Origin of the sequence: Nonomuraea sp. NPDC003804 (assembly GCF_040610675.1) — a bacterium.
GTDB lineage: Bacteria > Actinomycetota > Actinomycetes > Streptosporangiales > Streptosporangiaceae > Nonomuraea.
Window position 1 is genome coordinate 310,156 of the sequence record NZ_JBEXMT010000004.1, and the last position, 21,317, is coordinate 331,472.

A 21,317-nucleotide genomic window follows, 5' to 3' on the forward strand; every position below is an offset into this window, starting at 1 on the left:
ACGTGAGCGAAACACGATGGCTGAAGGCGAAGGAGATGGCCGCCTGGAAGGCCTTCCTGGTCGCCTCACACCTGCTGGAGAGGCGCATCGAGGAGCAGCTGAAGAGCGCGGCGGGCCTCACCCACCCGCAGTACGAGATCCTCACCCTGCTGGCGGCCACCCCCGAGCGGCGGATGCGGATGACGGAGCTGGCGCGCGGGGTGGTGGTGTCGAAGAGCGGGCTGACCTACCAGATCGCCCAGCTGGAGAAGCGCGGCCTGGTGGAGCGCACCACCTGCCCCGCCGACGAGAGGGGCGTGCTCGCGGTGCTCACCGAGGCGGGCGCGGGGCTGCTCGAGGAGATCGCGCCAGGACACGTCGAGGTGGTGCGCAGGTTCCTCATCGACCTGCTCACCCCCGAGGAACTGGAGGCGATGACGGCGGCCATGGGCAAGGCCCGCCAGGCGATGCGCGGGCCTTCCCTGCCCTCCTAGAGGCGCTCGACGATGGCGACGTTGGCCTGGCCGCCGCCCTCGCACATGGTCTGCAGGCCGTAGCGTCCGCCGGTGCGCTCCAGCTCGTGCAGCAGCTTCACCGCCAGCACCGCGCCCGTGGCGCCCAGCGGGTGACCGAGGGCGATGGCGCCGCCGTTGGGGTTGACGATCGCGGGGTCGGCGCCGGTCGCCTTCAGCCAGGCCAGCACCACGGAGGCGAACGCCTCGTTGATCTCGACCGCGTCGAAATCGCCGATGGACATGCCCGCCCTGGCCAGCGCGTGCTCGGTGGCGGGGATGGGCGCGTCGAGCATGACGACGGGGTTGGCGCCGCGTACCGACAGGTGGTGAACGCGGGCGCGCGGCCGCAGCCCGTGCTCGCGTACGGCCCGCTCCGAGGCGACCAGCAGCGCGGCGGCCCCGTCGGAGATCTGCGAGGACAGGGCGGCCGTCAGTGACCCGTCGGGCAGCAGCGGGCGCAGCGCCGCCATCTTCTCCGGCGAGGTGTCCCTGCGCGGGCCCTCGTCCACCGCGACGCCCTCGTACGGGACGATCTGCCCGGCGAACCGTCCGGTGTCGATGGCGCGCAGGGCCCGCTCGTGCGAGGCGAGGGCGAAGGCCTCCATCTCCTGGCGGGTGATGCCCCACGAGGCGGCGATCCGCTCGGCGCCGGCGAACTGGGAGATCTCCTGCGAGCCGTACCGCGCCGCCCAGCCCTTCGAGCCGGAGAACGGCGTGTCGAATCCGGGGAAGGTCATGGCCGACGAGATCGGGACCATGCTCATGTTCTGCACGCCGCCCGCCACCACCAGGTCGGCCGTGCCCGAGAGCACCGCCTGGGCCGCGAAGTGCAGCGCCTGCTGCGAGGAACCGCACTGCCGGTCGACGGTCACCCCCGGCACCTCCTCCGGCAGACCGGCCGCGAGCCAGCAGGTGCGGGCGATGTCACCGGCCTGGGGGCCGACCGTGTCGACGCAGCCGAAGATCACGTCGTCGACCGCCGCAGGGTCGACGCCGGACAGGACCGCGGTGATGACGTGGGCGCCGAGGTCGGCGGGATGCGCCCCGGCCAGGCCGCCGTTCTTGCGCCCCACGGGGGTCCTGACCGCGCCGACGATGTAGGCCTCACTCATGACCGAATCCTAGCAAGCGCTTGGTTCGTATAGGAACCGCCGGTGAGCTGCGGGTGTTCGGTGAACAAGCGATTGCGCAAAGGCCCATAATGGAGGCGTGACAACGCGAAAGAACCCGACCGCCGCGCCGCCGAAGACCAAGCGCGCCGCCGCGTCGGGATCGGCCTCCGAGCGCCGTGACCACCTCGTGAAGCTCGCCGCGGAGATCTTCGCACGCAAGGGCTTCCAGGCGACGACCGTTCGCGAGATCGCCAACGAGGCCGGCATCCTCTCAGGAAGTCTCTACCACCACTTCGACTCCAAGGAGACGATCGTCGACGAGGTGCTGTCCACCTTCCTCGACGACCTGATCGCCCGCTACCGGGCGGCCCAGGAGAGCGGCGGCGACCCGCGCACGGTGCTGTCGGAGATGGTCCGCATCGGGTTCGGCACGCTGGAGCCGCACCGGGCCGCGATCACCGTGATGCAGAACGACTGGAACTACCTGCGCCAGTTCCCCCGCTTCAACTACCTCGTCAAGGCCGAGGACGACGTGGAGCAGATGTGGGTGCGGCAGATCAAGGCGGGGCAGGCGGCCGGGCAGTTCCGCGCCGACGTCGACCCGAAGCTGACCTACCGCATGATCCGCGACACGATCTGGGTGGCCGTGCGCTGGTTCCGGCCCGGAGGCAGGCTCAACACCACGGGCCTGGCCGAGCACTACATCACCGTGCTCTTCGACGGCCTGGCCACCGGCGAGCGGACCACCCAGTCCCAGGCATGAGCCTCGCCAAGGCGGTACGGCTGGCGCTGCGGGAGATCGCCGAGCCGAACAAGGCTCCGGCCATGCAGGCGTACATGAAGTCGGAGATGCCCTTCCTCGGCGTGCAGTCCGTGCCGAGGAAGGCGGCGCTGAAGCGGGTCTTCGCCGAGCACCGCGTCGAGAGCGCGCCCGAGTGGCGGCGCACGGTGCTGGAGCTGTGGCGGGAGGCGGAGTTCCGCGAGGAGCGCTACGCGGCGATCGAGCTGTCGGGCTCCCGCCACTACCGGGAGTACCAGACCCTCTACACCGTCCCGATGTACGAGGAGATGGTCGTCTCGGGGGCGTGGTGGGACCTGGTCGACGAGATCGCCACCCACCGGGTGGGCGGGCTGCTGGCCGCCTACCCCGGCGCGATGCGGCCGCTGCTGCTGGAGTGGGCGCACACGGAGAACCTGTGGAAGCGCCGCACCGCGATCCTGGCCCAGAACAGGTTCAAGGAGCGCACCGACACGGCGCTGCTCTACGCCTGCATCGAGCCGAGCCTGTCCGACATCGACTTCTTCGCCCGCAAGGCGATCGGCTGGGCGCTGCGCGAGTACGCCAAGACCAACCCCCGTGAGGTCGTCCGTTACGTCGAGGCCAAGGGCATCAGCGGGCTGAGCCGGCGCGAGGCGTTGAAGAACGTCACCGCGTCCACAACGCCTGCTGCACCGCCTGGACGAGGGCCATCAGCTCCGGCGTGACCGCCTCCCCCGCCCACGCCAGCGTGTAGGTCAGGCGCAGCTCCCCCGCCTCCAGCGGGACGAACCTGATGTCGTCGCGGCGCACGGTCCTGGCGACCAGTTGCGGGATGGGCAGCAGCCCCGCTCCCGCGGCGACCAGGTCGAGCGCCGCGGCGAAGTCGTCGTCGGCCACCTGCCGGTGCCTGCCCGGCAGTCCCGTCCAGCGCCCGCCGGGGATCAGCACGTCACGGCCGCCCAGCTCGGCGGCCGTGACCCTGGACCGCCACGCGTGGTCCACCGGTACGGCCAGCCGGTCCACGCTGACGTGGAACCGGGCGCCCGTGACGAACCTGGGCGGCGCGGGAACGGCCACGATGGCCGCCGACGCCTCGCCCGCGTCCAGTGCCTTCGCCGCCGCGCCACGCCCGGCCGCCAGGAGCTCGACCGCGATCCCGCGTCCCGCGAGCCTCCGGGCGATGCGCGCCACGAGCGGCCCCGCCAGCGGTGGATAAGCCAGATGGATGACCGGCCTGGCCAGCCGTGCCGCCTCATGGCCGAACGACCGCACGCTGTCGAGCACCTGGTGCGCGGGGCCGAGCAGCGCCGTGCCCTCGGGAGTCAGCCGTACCGCCCGGGCCGACCGGTCGAACAGCCGCATGTTCAGCGCCTTCTCCAGGCGGGTGACGGCCTGGCTGACCGCGGGCTGCGACATCCCCAGCTCGGCGCCCGCACGGGAGAAGCTCCGCAGCGCGGCGACGCGCTCGAAACACTGGATCTCCCGAAGCATAAGCAGCATCAATTCATGATGCACCCGGACCGGCCGTCCGTGTTCGGTGGGCCCATGACTTCTTTTCCTTCGTCCACCGTCCTGGGCTATCCGCGGATCGGGCCGAACCGCGAGCTGAAGCGCGCCCTCGAGGCGTACTGGGACGGGCGCACCGGCCGCGCGGAGCTGGAGCGGGTGGGCGCCGACCTGCGCGAGCGGACGTGGCGGCGGCTGGCCGAGCTCGGGCTGGAAGGGCTGCCCTCCAACACCTTCTCGCTGTACGACCAGGTGCTCGACACGGCGGTGCTGCTCGGCGCGGTGCCCGAGCGCTACCGGGACGCCGAGGATCCCTATTTCGCGATGGCCCGCGGCACCCGGGACCTGGCGCCGCTGCGGATGACCAAGTGGTTCGACACCAACTACCACTACATCGTGCCGGAGATCGGGCCCGGCACCGTCTTCAAGCTGGACGCCGCCAAGCCGCTCGACGAGGTACGGCAGGCCAGGGCGCTCGGGTTCGAGACGCGGCCAGTGGTGGTCGGCCCGGTGACCTTCCTGCTGCTGGCCGGGGCGCTCGACCGGCTCGACGAGGTGCTGGACTGCTACGAGGAGCTGCTGTCGGCGCTGGCCGCCGAAGGGGTGGCGTGGGCGCAGCTCGACGAGCCGGCGCTGGTCGGCGACCGGACTCCGGCCGAGCTGGCGGCGGTGCGGGCCGCCTACGACCGTCTCGGGTCGGCGGCGGCCAGGCCCGGCCTGCTGGTGGCGAGCTACTTCGGCGACCTCGGCGAGGCGCTGCCCGTGCTGGCGGCCACGCCCGTCGAGGCGATCGGGGTGGACCTGGTGCGCGGCGGCCGGGTGCCCGTGCTGCCGGGCAAGACGGTCGTGGCCGGCGTGGTGTCGGGGCGTGACGTGTGGCGGACCGCTCCGGCCGGGGCGCTGGAGGCGCTGCGTGCCGTACGGGCGGAGCGGGTGGTGGTGAGCACCTCGTGCTCGCTGCAGCACGTGCCGTACACGGTGGCGGTGGAGGACGAGCTGGCGCCCGAGCTGCGCGAGCGGCTGGCGTTCGCCGAGGAGAAGGTGGCCGAGGTGGTCACGCTGGCGCGGCTGTTCGCCGAGGGCGCCACCCCGGCGGCCGAGAAGAAGGCGGCGCCGCCGCGCCGGGAGAGCGCCGCGCCGCCCGCCCGCAGCCCCTACCCGGTGCGGGCCAGGGCGCAGGCCGAGCATCTCGGCCTGCCGCCGCTGCCGGTCACCACGATCGGCTCCTTCCCCCAGACCGGCGAGCTACGGGCGGCCCGCGCCGACCGGACGCTGCCGGTGGCCGACTACGAGGCACTGGTGGAGAAGGAGATCGAGCGCGCGATCAGGCTCCAGGAACGGCTCGGCCTCGACGTGCTCGTCCACGGCGAGCCCGAGCGCAACGACATGGTGCAGTACTTCGCCGAGCACCTCGACGGGTTCGCCGTCACCAGGCACGGGTGGGTCCAGTCGTACGGCTCGCGCTGCACCAGGCCGCCGCTGCTGCACGGCGACGTGCGCCGGCCCGCCCCCATCACCGTGCGGTGGGCGGGCTACGCGCAGTCGCTGACCGGCAAGCCGGTCAAGGGCATGCTGACCGGGCCGGTCACGATCGTGGCGTGGTCGTTCGTCCGCGACGACCTGCCGCTGCGCGAGGTGACCTGGCAGGTCGCCGACGCCATCGCCGAGGAGGTGCGCGACCTGGAGGCGGCGGGCATCTCCGTCATCCAGGTGGACGAGCCGGCGCTGCGCGAGCTGCTCCCGCTGCGTGCGAGCGGCCAGGCGGACTACCTGGAGTGGGCGGTGGCCGCCTACCGCAGGGCCACCTGTGTGGCCGCCGACCGCACCCAGATCCACACCCACCTGTGCTACTCGGACGCCGACCAGATCCTGGCCGCGATCGACGGCCTGGACGCCGACGTGACCACGATCGAGTCGGCCAGGTCGGGAGCGCGCATCCTGGGCGGCGTGGGCGGCTACTCCCGCGGCCTGGGGCCGGGCGTGTACGACATCCACTCCCCTCGCGTGCCGGCCGAGGACGAGGTGGCCGCGCTGCTCAGGGCCGCGCTCGAGGTGCTGCCCGCCGAGCGGCTGTGGGTGAACCCGGACTGCGGCCTGAAGACCCGCACCTACGAGCAGGTCGAGGCGTCGCTGGCCAACGTGGTCAGCGCGGCCCGCGCGCTGCGCCGGACCGGGTGACCGGCAGCGGCCCGACCACGTCGAGCCGCGAGACCGCCCGGGTGAGGGCCACGTAGAGGCGGTTCAGGCCGCGCGGCTCCGCGGCGACGATGGCCTCGGGCCCGACGACCACCACGTGGTCGTACTCCAGCCCCTTGGCCATGCTCGCCGGCACCGCCGTGACCCTCGCGCCGGGCTGGTCGACCGGCGCGAGGTCCACGCCCGCCGCGCGCAGCCGCGTCACCAGGCCGGGCAGGTCGCGGTCGGCCGCGATCACCCCGATCGAGCCCTCGTGCGCCATGGCCGCGGTGACGGCCGCCGCCGCCTGGCCGGCCGGCCGCAGCAGAAGCTGTCCCTCCGTCCGGAAGGAGCGGGTGCGCGGCACGTCGGCGCCCAGGTCGTCGAGCAGCCCGTTGGCCAGCTCGACGACCGCAGCGGGCACCCGGAACCCGGTCGTCAGCGCGATCACCGTGGCGTCCGGCTTGCCCAGGTTCTTCAGCTGGTCGGCCCAGTCGGCCGCGGCCCACGGCGTGGTGCCCTGGGCCAGGTCGCCGAGCACGGTCAGCGAGCCGTACTCGCTCCTGCGGGCGATGGCGCGGCACTGCATCGGCGACAGGTCCTGCGCCTCGTCCACGATCACGTGCCCGTAGCCCTTCGGACGGTCGAGCAATCCGTCGAGCTCGTCGATCAGCACCGCGTCCGCCGCCGTCCAGCGCGTGCGCGCGCGGGTGATGACCTGCTGCTCCCCGGCGGTGAGGATGCCGTCGGCGGGGCCGCTCGGGTCGGCGAGCAGCCCAGCCAGCACCTCCTCCGCCTTCACGTTCGGCCACACGGCGTCGATCGCGGCCGTCACCCCTCTGGTCATCGCGCGCGTCCAGGCCGCGGTCGCGGTGCGGCCGCGCAGCTCGGCCTGGCGTCCGACCAGCGCGACCGTCTGCGACAGCACCCGCTCCCGCCCCGTCCGGTACGGCAGCGCCGCCCGCCGCGCGTCGTCGACGATCCGCCGCAGGTCCTCCTGCTGGACCCGCCACACGAAGGCCCCGTCGCGCACCGCCACCGGCTCGGCCGGCTTGGCGATCCGCCCGTACAGCGCCTTCCTGAGCACCGCCGCCATGCGCTCGTCGTGCTTGACGGTCGCGGCCTCGACGGAGTCGGTGCCCGTCACGCGGACCCGCTGGAGCAGGTCGTCCACCGTCGTCTGCTCGACGTCGACCTCGCCGAGGGCGGGCAGCACCGCGCCGATGTAGCCGAGAAAGGCCCTGTTGGGGCCGAGGACGAGCACGCCGTGCCGGTCGAGCCGCTGCCGATGGGCGTAGAGCAGGTAGGCGGCCCGGTGCAGGCCGACGGCCGTCTTGCCGGTGCCAGGGGCGCCCTGCACGCAGATCGACCGGTCCAGCTCGGCCCTGACCAGCTGGTCCTGCTCGGGCTGGATGGTGGCGACGATGTCACGCATCGGCCCGACCCTGGGCCGCTCGATCTCGGCGGCGAGGATCGCGCTGGCGGCCTGGGGGCGGCCGTCGAGGTGCTCGTCCTCGAAGCCGGTGAGGGTCAGGTCGGCCCAGCCGTACCTGCGGCGCATGCGGACGCCGCGTCTGTCGCCCGCGTGCGCGCGGTAGAAGGCGGTGGAGACCGGCGCCCGCCAGTCGATCACGAGGGGCGGGTGGCCGGTCTCCCCCGAGATGTGGCGGCGGCCGATGTGGTGGCGGCGGCCGTCCTCGAGGTCGAGGCGGCCGAAGAAGGGAGGTCCGTCGGGGGCCTCGCTCAGCTCCTTGGCCAGGCTCTTGAGGTGGCGGCCGAGCCGCTCGGCGCTGTAGCGGTCGCCCGCGACGGTCTCTCCCCCGATGACGGTGTCGCGGGCGCCCTCGAGCATCCGCTGGAGCCCTTTCCTGCAGTCGCCGACGTAGGCGCGCTCGGTCTCGAGTTCGGTCATCCCATAAGTGTAACTCAGTTACGTTTTTAACTCGGTCACGGAAGCCAGGGGCCGCCCTGCGGCAGCGAGAGGAGCGTGAAGGCCTGTGCCGGGGCGAGCCCGAAGGAGCGGAAGAAACGGAGAACCATGCCCTCCAGGCTTCCGCCGAACCGCATAGGGCGTCCAACACCTTTGCCGTCCGGATTAACGCCTTTCTGTGGTTAATCTTGGGCGATGGACATCAACCCCCGACTCCTGCGGGTGTTCGTCGCGGTCGCCGAGGAGCTCCATTTCGGCCGTGCCGCGGCCCGGCTCTACCTGGCGCAGCAGGCGCTCAGCCGCGACGTCCGCCGCCTGGAGGAGCACCTGGGCGTGGTGCTGTTCACCCGGTCGACCCGGCAGGTCCAGCTGACCGAGGCGGGCGTCAGACTGACGCCGCTGGCCAGGCGGCTGCTGGCCGTCCACGACGAGCTGGTCAGCGCGATGCGCGGGGCCGCGGGGCCGCTGCTCGTCGACCTCAACAGCCCCGGCGCGGCGCTGCCCCGCTACCTGGTCAGGGCGCGCGAGCTGGCGCCCGAGGCGGAGATCGTGGCGCGCTTCCACGGCGGGCTGTCCGCCGGGGCGGCGGCGATCCTGGCGGGCGCCGCCGACGTGTCGTTCGGCCGCTTCGCGGGACTGGCGGCCGAGACGCGGGCGCGCCTGGTCCAGGTGCCCGTCAGGCTGCACCCGATGGCGGTGATCCTGCCCGAGGGGCACCCGCTGGCACGGCTGGAGCAGGTGCCGCTCGGCGTGCTGGCCGGCTACCCGCTCGACGTCATGGGCGGCAACCCCAACACCACCGAGTGGACCGACCTGGGCAGGCTGCTGGCCGAGGAGTTCGGCCTGACGGTCGCCGAGCCGCACGCGCCCCCGATCGGGCTCGAAGAACTGCTGGTCTACATGCGGCGGCACGGCGAGGCGGTGCTGACCAGCATGGGATGGGGCGAGATCGACGGCGTCACGGTCCGGCCGCTGGTCGACCCCGTGCCGCTGTCGCTGGTCAGCCTGGTGCACCGGCCTGGGCTGCGGCATCTGGGGCTGACCGCGCTCTTCCGGGCGGTCGCCGAGGAGGAGGGATGGATGCACCGCCCGGCGGGCTCCTGGCTGCCCGCCGCCGACGAGGCGCTGCTCGGCGCGGGGCGGTGACCGGCGCGGGGCGATGACCGGCGCGGGGCGATGACCGGCGCGGGGCGATGACCGGCACGGGGCGATGACCGGCACGGGGCGATGACCGGCGCGGGGCGATGACCGGCGCGGGGCGGTGACCGGTGCGCTCCTGCGGATCGCGGCGAACGCCTGTCAGGGCGGCGCGAAGGCGATCACACTGGGGAGCGGCTCCCGGCGGGGAGCCTTCCCCTGTCAGGACCGTCAGGAGCGCGCATGGACCTCAAGCTCGAACTGATCCCCGTCCCCGTCTCGGACGTCGACCGTGCCAAGGCGTTCTACGTGGAGAAGGCCGGGTTCGTCTGCGACCTCGACTTCTCGCCGAGCGATGAGTTCAGGGTCGTGCAACTCACGCCGCCGGGTTCGGCCTGCTCCATCGCGATCGGGACCGGCCTGGTCGACACCGCGCCCGGCGTGGTGCGCGGGCTGCACCTGGTGGTCTCCGACATCCACGCCGCGCGGGCCGCGCTGGTGTCCAGAGGGCTGGAGATCGGCGAGGTGGAGGACATGACCGCGCCGGGCAAGCCGACGGTCTCCTACGCCTGGTTCAGCGACCCCGACGGCAACACCTGGACGCTGCAGCAACTGCCGTCCTGAATCCGCGCCGGGGTGATGGTGTTTCATCCGGTTGGTGGGTAGCTGCACCGTCATGAGCGAGACACCTGATCCCAGGTACACGGGGGAAGAGGCGGCCGAGCGCGTGGACCGGGCGCTGAACGACGACGACTACCCGGACGAGGTGGACCAGCGCGACGCCCAGGTCGTGGCCGAGGCCGAGGCGGCGCCCGTCCGCCCCGGTCATGGCGAGGGGGCCGCCGAGGGCGACCCCGAGCAGGCCGCGCACCGGGAACGGCTGTGGGACGGATCGACGGCGCAGTCACGCGTGGACGAGCAGATCGAGCCGCCGGACTGAGCACGGCGGCACCGCTACTTGAGCGCGCCCGCGGTCAGGCCGGTCTGGATCTGCCGTTGGAAGACGGTGTAGACGACGAGCATGGGGAGGATGGCGAGGGTCAGCGCGGCGAACAGCGCCGACCAGTCCTGGTCGTAGCCGGCGGCCGTGGAGATGTCGGCGATGCCCTGGGTGAGAACCCACTTGTCGCGCTCCTGCAGCAGGACCAGCGGGAGCTGGTACTGGTTCCACTGGCCGAGCACGTTGAAGATCGTGACGCTCACGATTCCCGGCCTGGCCATCGGCAGCATGATCTGGAAGAAGACCCGCGTGTGCGAGGCGCCGTCCACCAGCGCCGCCTCCGCGACCGCGGTCGGCAGGGTGCGGAAGAAGGCGGCCAGGAAGAACACGGTGAACGGCAGCGAGTAGGCGATGTACACCAGCGCCAGGCCCGCGTGCGTGTTCAGGCCGACGAAGGGGATGACCCGGCCCATGTTCTGCACCACGAAGAACAGCGGGGTCAGCGCCAGGTAGACCGGAAAGGCCAGGCCGGAGACGAACAGCAGGTAGAAGGCGCGGTTGCCGCGGAAGGGATAGCGGGCCAGCACGTAGGCCGCCATGGACCCCAGCAGCATCGTGCCGAAGGTGCTGAACGACACCACGATGACGCTGTTGAGCATGTACTGGCCGATGTGGGCCTGCTCCCACGCCCTGGCGAAGTTGTCCCACCGGACGGCGGCCGGAAGCGACCACGCGTCACCGAAGATCTCGTCCTCGCTCTTGACCGACGCCAGGAAGGTCCACAGGATCGGCACCACCACCAGGACCGTCCAGACCAGCAGGGCCACGTGCGTGAGCACCGACAGCGGCCCGAGCCGGCGGCGCCGCTCGACCGCGAGACGCTTGCGCGAGAGGTACATCAGTACTCGATTCGTTCCCGACGCGAAAGGCGCAGGGCCAGGATCGCGAAGCCGATGGTGAAGAAGAACATGACGACGCCGAGCGCGGAGGCGTAGCCGAAGCGGAAGTACTGGAAGGCGTTGCGGTAGATCTCGGCGGCCATGACGGTGGTCGAGAAGTCGGGGCCGCCGTGCTGGTCGGTCATCACCCAGACGATGGCGAAGACGTCGAGGGCCAGGATGCCCAGGTACACCCACGCGACCTGGACGGTGTCCCACAGCAGCGGCAGCGTGATGCGGAAGAACAGCGAGAGGCGTCCCGCGCCGTCGATCTGGGCGGCCTCGAACATGTCGCCGGGGATCGAGGCCAGCCCGGCGGAGAAGAGCACCACGTAGAAGCCGACCGCCTGCCAGACCATGACGCCCAGCACCGACCAGAACGCGATCGACGGGTCGGACAGGAAGCCCACCGGCGGCAGGCCGAGCGCCATCAGCGGGCCGTTCAGCATGCCGCTGCCGTCCGGCCGGAAGACCTGCTGGAACAGCACCGCGACCACGGCCACGGCCAGCACCTGCGGGAAGAAGAACACCACGCGGTAGACCTTCGACCCGGCCACGCCCGTGATGCCCTTGCCGCCCACGTTCAGCAGGAAGGCGAAGAACAGCGCCACGACGATCGTGATGAGCGGCAGCAGCACCAGCAGCAGCGCGTTGTGCGACACCGCCTTCCAGAAGATCCCGTCGTCGAGCAGCCGCCGGAAGTTGTCGAGGCCGACGAACCGCGGCGCGGCGGACACGCCGCGCCAGTCGGTCATCGCGATGTAGAAGGCCTGCAGGTACGGCGCGATCACGTAGACGAGGTAGAGCGTGACCGGCGCCGCGAGGAAGGAGGCGATGAAGAGGCGACGGCGCAGCATGTCAGCGCGAGTACTTCTTGATCGAGGAGTCCTTCTTGATCTCGTCGGCCTTCTTCTGGATGCGCTCCAGGTACTTGTCGGCGGTCAGCCCGCCGCTCATCAGCTGCCCCGTGGCGGCGATGGCCTCGTCCTTGAGCTGGGCGTACCAGCGCTCCCAGCGCCAGTAGACGGTGTTGGCGCCCGCGGCGGCCACGGCGTCGGAGGCGCTCCTGACGCCCGGCGACAGCGCCCGGCCCTCGCCGGCGCCCTTGACCACCGAGACGGTCCTGACCAGCTCGCTGAAGTCGCCGGCGGCCTTCTTCGACAGCATGGCCCTCAGGTATTCCATGCCGCCCTGCGGGTTGGCCCCCTTGGCGGGCACGATGAAGTTCTCGCCCGGCTGGGAGTGCAGCGTGCCGTACGGCATCTTGTCGGAGCCCGTGACGTCGGGGATGGCGAACATCTGGTAGGCGAAGTCGGCCGGCGTGGTGTCCTTCTGCTCGTTCTCCAGCCAGGAACCGGAGGGGAGCATGGCGACCTCGTACTTGTTCTGCGCGGTCTGCGTCTGCACGTGGTCGAGGCCCGCGGTGCCCTCCATGAGGAACTTGGCGCCCACCTCGGCCCACCGGGTGGCCGACTGCTTCATGGCGTCGGTGGTCCACGCGCCGTCCTCGAGGTTGTCGATGTTGACCAGCACCTCGTTGCCGCCGATCTTGGCCGCCATGGTCAGCAACGCCTCGTACAGGTACTGGGGGAACTTGCCCGCGTAGGTGAAGGGGGCCATCTTGCCGGACTTCTTGATGGCCTCGCAGAGCGCGACGAACTCCTCCCACGTCTTCGGCGCCTGCCAGCCGTTCTCGTCGAAGGCCTTCTTGGAGTACCAGATGCCGAAGATGTAGTTCACATAGCCGAGCACGCTGAACTTGCCGTCATAGGTGCCGATGTCGATCACGGCGGGGTCGATGGTGTCGCGCACCTTGACCGAAGGGTCGTCCCACGTGGGCGCGTCGAGCAGCGGGGTCAGGTCGAGGAGCTGGCCGTCCTGGGCGAGGGCGCCGAAGTCCATGGCGTTCGCGCCCGAGTTGTCGATGACGTCGGGCGGGTTGCCGCCGGCGAAACGGGGCTGGAGGACCTTGGTGATCTCTTTGGTGGTGTTGTGCTTGATCTGCGCCTTGGGGTACTTGGCGGCGAACAGCGGCTGGTGGATGTCCTTGGCGTACGCGCTGCCGAAACCGCCGTCGAAGATCCAGACTTCCAGCGGCTTGTCGGCCGCGACCCCGAACGGGTTGGCGGCGCTGGTGGGCACGGCCGCGGCGGGGGCCGAGGTGGCCGCCGGCGGGGCGGGCGTGGCGCAGGCGGCCAGCGCGCCCGCGGCGGGGACGAGGACGGCACTGCGGAGAAGCTGACGGCGGGTGATCTGCGGGGTGTTCTGGGAGGTGAACTGGGGGGTGTTCGGCATGGGCTACTCCAGTCGATGACTCTCCACGGCCTTGATGGTCAGTTCGAAGGCCTGATTGGTGCGTTCGTAGGTCTGCTGGGCGACCGCCACGTAGACGGCGTCCAGCACGAACAGCTGCGAGTGCACGGCGGCCAGGCCGCCGAGACGGAACGTGGTCTCCCTGCTGGCCGTGGTGAGCACCAGGTCGGCCAGCTCGGCCAGGGGTGAGCGGGCGAAGGAGGTGACCGCGACGCAGATCGCGCCGTGGGTGCGGGCCTCGGCCAGCGCCTCCATGACCTCGCGGGTGCGGCCCCGGTGCGAGATGCCGATCGCGACGTCGCCCTGCCCGAGCAGCGCCGCGTCCGACAGGGAGACGTGCGCGTCGCCCGAGCTCCAGCACGGAACGCCGATGCGGCGCAGCCGTCCCTCGAACATCGTGGCCACCGCGCCGCTGGTGGAGACGCCCACGAGCAGCACCCGGCGGGCGGCGACGATCGCGTCGGCGACCTGGCCGACGACGGCCAGGTCGAGCTGGGCGGCGGTGTCCTGGATCAGGCGGGCGTCGGCGGCGGCCATCACCTCGACGGCGGCGTCGAGCGGATCGTCGGGGCCGATGTCCTGGCCGACCCCAGCACCCCAGCCGGCCTGGGCGGCCCTGCCCGTCTCGGTCGCCAGCACGACGCGGAGCTCGGCGTAGCCGGAGAAGCCGAACGCCCGGCAGAACCTGGTCACGGTGGCGGGCGAGCTGCCCGCCCGCTCGGCCAGCTCGACGATCGTGGACCTGGCGGCCTCGGCGGGATCGTCCAGAATCACCTCGCCCACCCTGCGCAGGGCTTCCGGCAGACCGGGCAGTTCCGTCTCGACGCGGCCGAGGGCACCAGATGGCACGAATATTCCTTCCGAATACCGGACCTTGCGGCGAAAATTATTCTTGCAATGAGGTCGCGTCAAGACCCAGGATGTGACACGTGCGTAACGGCTTCCTGTGACGAAGTCCTGACCGGTGCCCGATGGCGGCGAGAGCGAGTAGGTGGGTGGGCCGTGAAACACGGTGACGTGGTGGTCGGTGTCGACGCGGGCGCGACGTCCTCCCGGGTGGCCGTGCACACGCTCGACGGCACCAGGCTCGGCTACGGCAAGGCGGGCGGCGGCAACCCCAGCGCCCACGGCGTCGAGGCCGCGGCGGCCGCGATCGGGGCGGCGCTCGCCGAGGCCCTGGAAGGCGTCGACCCCGCGCGGGTGTCGCGCTCGCTGGCGGGCGTGGCGGGCAACGTCACCGACTTCGGCGCCGCCCTCGGCAAGCTGTGGGCCGGCCACGGGATCACCGCGGGTCCCCGGCTCGTGAACGACGTGCCGATCGCCTACGCGGCGGGCTCGGCGGCGCCGTCCGGCACGCTGCTGCTGTCCGGCACCGGAGCGGTCGCCGCGCGCGTGACCGGGCACGAGCTCGACGCGCTGTCCGACGGGCTCGGCTGGCTGCTCGGCGACGCGGGCTCCGGCTTCTGGATCGGCAGGCAGGCGGCCAAGGCCGTCGTCCACGCGCTCGACCGCGGCGACCGGGGCGGGCTGCTGTCCGAGCTGGTCGTGGCCCGCTTCCTCGGCGACGACCGCGGGCCCACCCCCCGCAGGGAGGCCGAGCGCCTCGTCAGGTTCGCCCAGGCCGACCGCACCTCGCTCGGCCCGCTGTCGGCCCTGGTCAGCCAGGCCGCGAGCGCGGGCGACCCGATGGCCCTCGAGATCGCCGAGCGGGCCGCCGCGCACCTCGCCGAGACCGTGGCCAGGGTCTACGACGGCGGGCCCATCGTGCTGGCGGGCTCGGTGCTGACCAGCGAAGGCCCGGTACGGCACGCGGTACGGGCGGAGCTGGAGCGGCGGTGGGACGCCGAGATCAGCACGGCCCGCGACGGGGCGGGAGCCGCCGCCTGGCTGGCCGCCCTGCCGCTGCTGTCGGCCGCCGAGGCCGCGGCCCGGCACGCCGCCTTCACCGGCTGATCCCGTCCCGCGCCCCAGCATTCCAGCCGGCCCGCGCGGGGCCGGTCAGGCGGTGAGGAGGGCGGCGCTGCCGTACGAGCCGCCGAACCCGGTCACCAGCGCGACCTCCGCGCCCGCCCGCACCTCCCGGACGGCCTGGGCCACGTTGTTGAGCCCGTGGACGTACCCCTCCGACAGCAGCCCGCCGTGCGGGTTGACCCACGCGTGCCGCCCGGCCAGCAGGTAGGCGCCGAGGTCGGGCCGTCCCACCAGGCCGAAGTCCTCCAGCTGGCGCGGCACCAGCCACGAGTAGGCGTCGTAGAGCAACGCCGCCCGCACATCGGCGGGCCGCATGCCGGACGCGGCCCAGAGCATGGGAGCCACGTACGCGGAGAAGACGGCCGTGACGTCCGGCGAGCGGTCCATCGCCGAGCAGCCGGGCCCGCCGCCCCGCACCACGGCGTGGACGCGCGGCCCCGGCAGCGCCGCGCTGACGACCAGTGCGCAGGCGCCGTCGGTCTCCTGGCAGCAGTCGACCGTCCGCAGCGGGCTGCAGACGAGCGGCGCGTCCAGGTAGGCCTCGAACGTGAGCGGGTCGCGGCGCAGCGCCCGCTCGTTGGCGGCGGCGTTCCTGCGGGACTGGGCGACGACGGCGTGCAGGTGCTCCGCCGCGAGACCCGTGTCGTGCAGGTAGCGGGTGGCGGCCATGGCGAACATGGGGATGGGGCCGGCCATGCCGTAGGGGATGGTGAAGCGCTCCTGCGGGCCGGTCGAGACGGTGTTCATGCGCCTGCCCGAGCGGCCGTTGAGCGCGCGGTAGACCAGCACGTGGCGCGCCAGCCCCGACTCGATGAGCATCGCCGCGTCGCCGAGGACGGAGGCGGCCTGGGTACCGCCGCCGGAGATGTCGTTGTGCCAGCCGAGGCGGTCGATCCTGAGCGCCCTGGCGACCTGCACCACGGGCGCGGAGTCGTTGAGGTGGTAGCTCAGGAGGGCGTCGATCTCGCGGGGGTCGAGGCCCGCGTCGGCGCAGGCCAGCTCGGCCGCCTCGACCGCCAGCGCCAGCTCCGTCCGGCCGGAGGCCCGGCTGAGGGACGTCATCCCGATCCCGGCGATCCTGCCGCGCATGCTCCTCCCGATCTGCCGTGGCCCGCCGCGTGGCCCGCCGCCGTGGCCCGCCGCCTTGACCCGTCGCCGCGTTCCGCCCGCCGCGTTCCGCGCCCGCCCTGCTCCGCGCCCACCGCGCCCCGCGCCCACCGTGCTCCGCCGCCGGCGCCCCGGTCGGCGGGGAATGCCGCCCGCCGGCGGGGCGCGATCCGGACGGCGGGCGGCGGTCCCGTGGTCCGGTCGCGGGTGGCGTCGCGACGGGAGATCGCCCCGCCCGTCACGCTAGTGCGGCCCACCAAGTTAGGCAAGCGCTTGTTAGGGTCACCAGACGGGAGGTGAGACGCCGCCCCGATCCGGGCATGATGGGGAACGGATGCGGCCACGTTGGGTAGTAGTACTATCCAAATATGCGGATGTCCCAGCTGAGCGCCGAGTCGGGCGTGCCCATCGCCACCATCAAGTACTACCTGCGGGAAGGCCTCCTCCACCCCGGCGAGCAGGTGGCGGCCACCCGCGCCGAGTACGACGAGTCGCACCTGCGCAGGCTGCGGCTGATCAGAGCGCTGCTGGAGGTGGGCCGCCTGCCGATCACCTCGATCAAGAAGGTGATCGACGCGGTCGACGACGAGAGTCTGCCCGTGCACTACATGCTCGGCACCGCGCACTACGCGATCAGCCCCACCGTCGAGGCGGGCGAGGGCGAGGAGTGGACCGCCGCCCGCGAGCATGCCGACCGCATGATCGACGACCTCGGCTGGCAGGTGTCCATGACCGCCCCCGGCCGCGACGAGCTGGCCCAGACCCTCGTCAAGCTCCGCCAGCTCGGCCTCAGCACCGACCTGACCCCCTACGCCCGCGCCGCGCACCAGCTGGTCACCGAGGTCGAGCTCGACACCATCCCGCTGGACGGCCCGCGCGACGCGGCCGTGGAGGCCCTGGTCCTCGGCACCGTGCTGTACGGCAAGGCCTTCGACGTGCTGCGCCGCCTGGCGCAGGAGTCGGAGTCGGCCCGCCGGCTGAAGGTCAGTCCCCCAGCACCAAAGGGCGCTTCAGCAGCCACAGCGCCGCCCGCTTGAGCAGCGTGCGATGCACCTCGTTGTCGTAGGAGCGGGTGTCGTGGCCGAGGGCGTCGTAGACGACCCGGCCGCGCCGTACCGGGCGGGCCCAGACCATCGGCTGGCCCAGCGCGGAGGCCAGCGGGTGGACGTCGGGCAGCACCTCCAGGTCGCTGTAGACCTCGTCCACCAGGTCGAAGTCGCGCAGCCCCTCCACGATCGGGTGACCGCCGAGGACCCGGACGCTCTGCCAGCCGAGCGGCGGGTGGTGCGAGGCGCCCCAGACCCACCGGGCGCCGAGCACGCGCGGCCAGCCCTGCCAGTCGTCGAAGCAGACGGAGGCGGCGTGCATGCACAGCAGGCCGCCGCCCCGCTCCAGATGGTCGAGCAGCGTGGTGCGGGCCTCGGCGGGCAGCGTGAAGCCCTTCTGCCGCCAGCGCAGGGCGTTGACCGTGATGAGCTGGTACTCCGACGGCTCGCCCAGCGCCCCCGCGATGTCGTCGGTGATGTCGGACTCCACCCCGACGTCGGCCAGCACTCCGGCGAGCGCGGCCGACGTGGCGTCGAAGTCGTGGAACAGGCCTCCTGAGAGAATCAGATTTCTCGCCACATCACGACTTCATCACGGATCGCCGAGGGAAATCCATGGCCGTTCGCTGGCCGGGGGAAAACTCGATCTTGGGCACCATCCCGGCATGAGATTCGTCAAGATCGCGGCACTCGCCACCGCCGCCCTGATCGCCACCTCCGCGACCGCCTCGGCCGCGCCCGCCTCGTCCTCGCGAGCGCTCTTCATCGTCCAGGTCACCGTCCCCAGCGGATGGACCCGCGTGGTGAGCCTGACCTGCGACCCGGAGGGCGGCGCCCATCCGCAGGCCGCCACCTCCTGCGCCCTGCTGGATACCGTCGAGGGCGATCTGGCCCGCCATCCCGCCGAGCAGGGCATGTGCACCAGGGAGTACGACCCGCGCGTGGCCGAGCTGACCGGGTGGTGGGAGGGCTCGTCGGTCCACTTCGAGCGGACCTTCGGCAACCGCTGCGAGATGCTCCTGTCCACGGGGTCGGTATTCGACCTGTAGCCGAGGGCCTTCGCGCGCAGGATCGGCGCCCCCGTCGCCCGTGCCTCCGGGCGCCTCCGGTGAGACGATCCGCGTAGGGACGGCCCCTGATGACCGGATGGCCGTGGAGACACGACCCGGCATGATTCGAACCGTGGATTTCGCGACATACCGCCCAATGCTGCTGGGGCTCGCCTACCGCCTGCTCGGCAGCATGTGGGACGCCGAGGACATCGTCCAGGAAGCCTGGCTGCGCTGGAGCGGCACCGACCAGAGCAGGGTCGAGGAGCCGCGCGCCTTCCTCGTGACCATCGTGTCCCGGCTGGCGCTCGACCAGCTCAGGTCCGCGCGGGTCAGGCGGGAGGCCTACACCGGCCCGTGGCTGCCGGAGCCCGCGCCGACCGCCGAGGTGGGCCCGCTGGACACGGCCGAGCTGCGCGACACCCTCTCGTACGCCACCATGCACCTGATGGAGCGCCTGTCCCCTCCCGAGCGGGCGGTGTTCGTGCTCAGGGAGGCGTTCGACCTGCCGTACGAGGAGATCGCGGAGATCGTCGGCGCCAGCCGGGCCAACTGCCGCCAGATGCACCACCGCGCCTCCGTACGGCTGGCCGAGAGCCGCGGACGCTTCCAGCCGAGCACCGAGGAGCACGCCAGGCTGCTGCGCCGCTTCCTCGACGCCGCGCAGGGCGGCGACCTGTCCGCGCTCACCTCGATGCTCAGCGACGACGTGGCGATCTGGACCGACGGCGGCGGCCGGGTCCGCGCCGCGCTCAGGCCGATCCACGGCCGCGACAAGGTGCTGGCCTTCCTCACCGGGCTCACCGACCGGTACGCCTTCGAGGGCGGGATCGTCGAGGCCAACGGCGCTCCCGCGCTCCGGCTCACGGTCGGGGGACGGGACCAGGTGGCCTTCGTCGACGTCCGCGACGGCCTGGTCCACGGCATCTACACCGTGATGAACCCCGACAAGCTCCGCGGTTTCCCACAGGGCGACCAGGAGGAAAACCGCATTATCGGGGCACCACCTCCTTCCCTACCGTCTTCCACATGATCTCTTTCTTGAACCTGCTGATGGCGGCTGTGGTGACCCTCCCTGGTGCGGCGGTGCAGGAGCGGCTGGAGGCGTTGCCGAAGACGGCCGCCCTCGTGCGGCTGAGCGACGAGCGCACCGCGTGGGCGGGCGCCGCCGGGGTGCGCGACCTCAGGTCTGGACGGCCCGCCGCCCCCGAGGGCCACTTCAGGATCGGCAGCGTCACCAAGACCTTCGTGGCCACGGTGGTCCTGCAGCTGGTGGACGAGGGGAAGGTCGCGCTGGACGACCCGATCGACCGGTACCTGCCGGGTCAGGTGCCGGACGGCGGGCGGATCACCGTGCGGCAGATCCTCGACCACACCAGCCACCTCCACGACTACATGAGCGAGCCCGGGTACTCCACCAACCGCTGGCGCGGGAAGGACCGCTTCCGCCACTACTCCCCCGCCGCGCTGCTGAAGGTGGCCTTCGCCGGGAAGCTGCCCGACGACGGCAGATGGCACTACTCCAACACCAACTACGTCGTGGCCGGGCTGCTGGTGGAGAAGGTGACCGGCCGGCCGTACGGGGAGGAGGTCGCGCGCAGGATCCTGCGGCCGCTCGGGCTGCGGCAGACCAGCGTGCCGGGCGACCGGCCGGGCCTGCCGGAGCCGCACGCCCGCGGCTACGAGCCGCTGCCGGGCGGCGACCTGGTCGACGCCACGCTCATGAACCCCTCGCTCGACTGGGCGGCCGGCGAGATGATCTCCACGGCGCGTGACCTGGACCGCTTCTTCGACGCGCTGCTCACCGGCAAGCTCACCAGCGCCGCCTCCCTGGCCGCGATGCGCACCGCGGTTCCCACGGGCGCCGGCTTCGACTACGGCCTCGGCCTGCAGGCCTACCGGCTGCCGTGCGGCACGAAGGTCTGGGGGCACAGCGGCGAGCTGATCGGCTACCTCACCTTCGCCTTCCGTTCGGACGACGGGCGCTCGCTCACGCTGTCGATCAATCCGGCGGCCCGCAACCCGTCGACCGAGCAGGTGATGGAGATCGCGGCGACCCAGTTCTGCGATCGGTAGTCTCGCTGTCATGGATCTCGGCATCTCGGGCAAGGTCGCACTGGTCACCGGTGGTAGCGCGGGCATCGGGCTGGCCGCCGCCAAGGCGCTGGCGCGGGAGGGCTGCGACGTGTGCGTCTGCGCGCGCAGCCCCGAACGGCTCGCCGACGCGGTGGTGGAGCTGCAGGAGTTCGGCCACGTGGTGCACGCCGTCCTCGCCGACGTCGAGGACCCCGCCGCGGCCGAGCGGGTGGTGGCCGAGACGCGCGAGGTGCTGGGGCCGATCGACATCCTGGTCGCCAACGCGGGCGGGCCGCCCGCGGGCACCTTCGTCGAGGTGAGCCTGGCCGACTGGGAGGTGGCCGTGCAGCGCAACCTGCTGGGCACGGTGCGCCTGATGCGGGCGGTGCTGCCCGACATGCGCTCGCGCGGCTGGGGCCGCATCGTCACCGTGACGAGCAGGTCGGTGCGCGAGGTGATCGACGGGCTGGCGCTGTCCAACGCCACCCGCACGGCGGTCGCCGGCGTGGTGCGGTCCCTGGCCAGGGAGGTCGGCGAGGACGGCGTCCTGGTGAACAACGTGTGCCCGGGCCCGATCGACACCGAGCGGCTGCGCTCGCTCGGCCACACCGGCAGCACGCCCCTCGGCCGCATCGGCCGCCCCGAGGAGGTCGGCGACGTGATCGCGTTCCTGGCCGGCGACAGGGCGTCCTTCGTCAACGGCGTGTCCCTGCTGGTCGACGGCGGGGAGAGCAGGGTGGTGGCCTGACGGCAGATCCAGCAC

At 72.2% G+C, this 21,317-nt stretch carries 22 protein-coding genes; 13 read left to right on the forward strand and 9 right to left on the reverse strand.

Annotated elements, in window-relative coordinates; all coding sequences use genetic code 11:
* Nucleotides 1-2 precede the first annotated feature (2 nt).
* Nucleotides 3-473: a MarR family transcriptional regulator gene (locus ABZX22_RS07640; protein ID WP_354906782.1), complete on the forward strand. Its 471-nt coding sequence runs from the start codon at nucleotides 3-5 to the stop codon at nucleotides 471-473.
* Here ABZX22_RS07640 and ABZX22_RS07645 read toward each other — a convergent pair.
* Nucleotides 470-1,606 (reverse strand): acetyl-CoA C-acetyltransferase, encoded by a 1,137-nt coding sequence (locus ABZX22_RS07645; RefSeq protein WP_354906783.1) that lies wholly within the window; start codon nucleotides 1,604-1,606, stop codon nucleotides 470-472. The genes ABZX22_RS07640 and ABZX22_RS07645 overlap by 4 nt on opposite strands.
* Nucleotides 1,607-1,703: 97 nt before the next feature.
* Between ABZX22_RS07645 and ABZX22_RS07650 the strand changes: the two genes are divergently transcribed.
* Nucleotides 1,704-2,369, forward strand: a complete 666-nt coding sequence (locus ABZX22_RS07650) for a TetR/AcrR family transcriptional regulator (RefSeq protein WP_354906784.1) — start codon at nucleotides 1,704-1,706, stop codon at nucleotides 2,367-2,369.
* Nucleotides 2,366-3,091, forward strand: a complete 726-nt coding sequence (locus ABZX22_RS07655) for a DNA alkylation repair protein (RefSeq protein ID WP_354906785.1) — start codon at nucleotides 2,366-2,368, stop codon at nucleotides 3,089-3,091. Before ABZX22_RS07650 ends, ABZX22_RS07655 begins: the two co-directional genes overlap by 4 nt.
* Here ABZX22_RS07655 and ABZX22_RS07660 read toward each other — a convergent pair.
* Complete coding sequence (locus ABZX22_RS07660; RefSeq protein ID WP_354906786.1) at nucleotides 3,033-3,866, reverse strand: LysR family transcriptional regulator; 834 nt, start codon at nucleotides 3,864-3,866, stop codon at nucleotides 3,033-3,035. The genes ABZX22_RS07655 and ABZX22_RS07660 overlap by 59 nt on opposite strands.
* A gap of 45 nt (nucleotides 3,867-3,911) precedes the next feature.
* Between ABZX22_RS07660 and metE the strand changes: the two genes are divergently transcribed.
* Entirely contained in the window at nucleotides 3,912-6,050 is a 2,139-nt protein-coding gene (gene metE / locus ABZX22_RS07665; protein WP_354906787.1) for a 5-methyltetrahydropteroyltriglutamate--homocysteine S-methyltransferase, read from the forward strand.
* Here metE and ABZX22_RS07670 read toward each other — a convergent pair.
* A complete protein-coding gene (locus ABZX22_RS07670) occupies nucleotides 6,016-7,959 on the reverse strand; it encodes an ATP-binding domain-containing protein (protein ID WP_354906788.1) in 1,944 nt (647 codons plus the stop codon). The two genes, metE and ABZX22_RS07670, sit on opposite strands and share 35 nt — an antisense overlap.
* A gap of 213 nt (nucleotides 7,960-8,172) precedes the next feature.
* On the opposite strand from ABZX22_RS07670, the gene ABZX22_RS07675 reads away from it, so the two are divergent.
* The 3 genes from ABZX22_RS07675 (at nucleotide 8,173) to ABZX22_RS07685 (ending at nucleotide 10,054) form a co-directional block, all read left to right on the forward strand.
* Nucleotides 8,173-9,123, forward strand: coding sequence for a LysR family transcriptional regulator (locus tag ABZX22_RS07675; protein WP_354906789.1), 951 nt, complete (start codon nucleotides 8,173-8,175; stop codon nucleotides 9,121-9,123).
* A gap of 234 nt (nucleotides 9,124-9,357) precedes the next feature.
* Nucleotides 9,358-9,738 carry a VOC family protein gene (locus ABZX22_RS07680; RefSeq protein WP_354906790.1) on the forward strand — a complete coding sequence of 127 codons (381 nt, stop codon included), beginning with the start codon at nucleotides 9,358-9,360 and terminating at the stop codon, nucleotides 9,736-9,738.
* A gap of 52 nt (nucleotides 9,739-9,790) precedes the next feature.
* Entirely contained in the window at nucleotides 9,791-10,054 is a 264-nt protein-coding gene (locus ABZX22_RS07685) for a hypothetical protein (RefSeq protein ID WP_354906791.1), read from the forward strand.
* A 14-nt stretch (nucleotides 10,055-10,068) separates the two neighbouring features.
* Here the strand turns inward: ABZX22_RS07685 and ABZX22_RS07690 are convergent, their stop codons facing one another.
* From ABZX22_RS07690 to ABZX22_RS07705, 4 genes are read right to left on the reverse strand one after another with little or no spacing between them, the layout of a single operon-like run.
* A complete protein-coding gene (locus ABZX22_RS07690; protein ID WP_354906792.1) occupies nucleotides 10,069-10,953 on the reverse strand; it encodes a carbohydrate ABC transporter permease in 885 nt (294 codons plus the stop codon).
* On the reverse strand, nucleotides 10,953-11,849 hold the full coding sequence (locus tag ABZX22_RS07695) for a sugar ABC transporter permease (RefSeq protein ID WP_354906793.1): 897 nt from the start codon (nucleotides 11,847-11,849) through the stop codon (nucleotides 10,953-10,955). The genes ABZX22_RS07690 and ABZX22_RS07695 overlap by 1 nt, the downstream gene beginning before the upstream one ends.
* Before the next feature lies 1 nt (nucleotide 11,850).
* The gene (gene ngcE, locus ABZX22_RS07700; RefSeq protein WP_354906794.1) at nucleotides 11,851-13,287 is read right to left on the reverse strand and encodes an N-acetylglucosamine/diacetylchitobiose ABC transporter substrate-binding protein; all 1,437 of its coding nucleotides are present in this window, start codon (nucleotides 13,285-13,287) and stop codon (nucleotides 11,851-11,853) included.
* A gap of 3 nt (nucleotides 13,288-13,290) precedes the next feature.
* Nucleotides 13,291-14,154, reverse strand: a complete 864-nt coding sequence (locus ABZX22_RS07705; protein WP_354906795.1) for a MurR/RpiR family transcriptional regulator — start codon at nucleotides 14,152-14,154, stop codon at nucleotides 13,291-13,293.
* Nucleotides 14,155-14,307: 153 nt separating this feature from the next.
* On the opposite strand from ABZX22_RS07705, the gene ABZX22_RS07710 reads away from it, so the two are divergent.
* Nucleotides 14,308-15,258: a BadF/BadG/BcrA/BcrD ATPase family protein gene (locus ABZX22_RS07710; RefSeq protein WP_354906796.1), complete on the forward strand. Its 951-nt coding sequence runs from the start codon at nucleotides 14,308-14,310 to the stop codon at nucleotides 15,256-15,258.
* A gap of 45 nt (nucleotides 15,259-15,303) precedes the next feature.
* On the opposite strand, the gene ABZX22_RS07715 is transcribed toward ABZX22_RS07710, so the two are convergent.
* Complete coding sequence (locus tag ABZX22_RS07715) at nucleotides 15,304-16,365, reverse strand: acetyl-CoA acetyltransferase (protein ID WP_354906797.1); 1,062 nt, start codon at nucleotides 16,363-16,365, stop codon at nucleotides 15,304-15,306.
* Nucleotides 16,366-16,751: 386 nt separating this feature from the next.
* On the opposite strand from ABZX22_RS07715, the gene ABZX22_RS07720 reads away from it, so the two are divergent.
* Nucleotides 16,752-17,420, forward strand: coding sequence for a MerR family transcriptional regulator (locus ABZX22_RS07720; RefSeq protein ID WP_354906798.1), 669 nt, complete (start codon nucleotides 16,752-16,754; stop codon nucleotides 17,418-17,420).
* Here the strand turns inward: ABZX22_RS07720 and ABZX22_RS07725 are convergent.
* Nucleotides 17,368-18,009, reverse strand: a complete 642-nt coding sequence (locus tag ABZX22_RS07725; RefSeq protein ID WP_354906799.1) for a ThuA domain-containing protein — start codon at nucleotides 18,007-18,009, stop codon at nucleotides 17,368-17,370. The genes ABZX22_RS07720 and ABZX22_RS07725 overlap by 53 nt on opposite strands.
* Nucleotides 18,010-18,094: 85 nt before the next feature.
* Here ABZX22_RS07725 and ABZX22_RS07730 point away from each other — a divergent pair, with 85 nt between their 5' ends.
* The 4 genes from ABZX22_RS07730 (at nucleotide 18,095) to ABZX22_RS07745 (ending at nucleotide 21,302) form a co-directional block, all read left to right on the forward strand.
* Complete coding sequence (locus ABZX22_RS07730; RefSeq protein ID WP_354906800.1) at nucleotides 18,095-18,478, forward strand: SSI family serine proteinase inhibitor; 384 nt, start codon at nucleotides 18,095-18,097, stop codon at nucleotides 18,476-18,478.
* A 133-nt stretch (nucleotides 18,479-18,611) separates the two neighbouring features.
* Complete coding sequence (locus ABZX22_RS07735; protein WP_354906801.1) at nucleotides 18,612-19,511, forward strand: RNA polymerase sigma-70 factor; 900 nt, start codon at nucleotides 18,612-18,614, stop codon at nucleotides 19,509-19,511.
* A complete protein-coding gene (locus ABZX22_RS07740; RefSeq protein WP_354906802.1) occupies nucleotides 19,508-20,554 on the forward strand; it encodes a serine hydrolase domain-containing protein in 1,047 nt (348 codons plus the stop codon). Before ABZX22_RS07735 ends, ABZX22_RS07740 begins: the two co-directional genes overlap by 4 nt.
* Before the next feature lie 10 nt (nucleotides 20,555-20,564).
* The gene (locus tag ABZX22_RS07745; RefSeq protein ID WP_354906803.1) at nucleotides 20,565-21,302 is read left to right on the forward strand and encodes an SDR family oxidoreductase; all 738 of its coding nucleotides are present in this window, start codon (nucleotides 20,565-20,567) and stop codon (nucleotides 21,300-21,302) included.
* Nucleotides 21,303-21,317 lie beyond the last annotated feature (15 nt).